Here is a 481-nt window from a genome sequence, read left to right on the forward strand (position 1 = left end):
GGCATGCGCGAACGCGCCGCCCGGCTGGGCGCGCGCCTTCAATGGTGGTCGCGCGCGGGCGCCGGCACCGAGGTGCAGGTGAGCCTGCCCGCCGCGCGGGCCTACCGCCGCCCTGCCCGACGCCGTGGCCGCCCGTGGTGGCGTGCGGTTCCGCTTACCGAAGGAGAAACCTGATGTCCGCCTCCCCTGCGTCGATCGGCGTGCTGATCGTCGATGACCACCCGCTGCTGCGCGACGGCCTGGCAGCGATGATCGCCCACCAGCCCGACATGCGCCTGCTCGGCGAGGCCAGCGACGGCGAAGAGGCCGTGGCCCGTTTCCAGGCGCTGCGCCCGGACGTCGTGCTGATGGACCTGCAGCTGCCGCGCGTGGACGGCGTGGAGGCCACCGCGCGCATCCGCGCGCTCGACCCGCAGGCCCGCGTCATCATCCTCACCACCTACAGCGGCGACGCGCGCGCGGTGCGCGCCTTGCAGGCCGG

1 protein-coding gene is annotated in these 481 nt (G+C 75.1%); it reads left to right on the plus strand.

Annotated features, from left to right (window positions below):
- Window positions 1-173: 173 nt before the first annotated feature.
- The coding region (locus CWM66_RS28380) for a response regulator transcription factor (RefSeq protein ID WP_146159974.1) at window positions 174-481 on the plus strand (308 nt) is incomplete at its 3' end.

The organism is Kosakonia sp. H7A (assembly GCF_003028445.1).
Classification (GTDB): domain Bacteria; phylum Pseudomonadota; class Gammaproteobacteria; order Enterobacterales; family Enterobacteriaceae; genus Kosakonia; species Kosakonia radicincitans.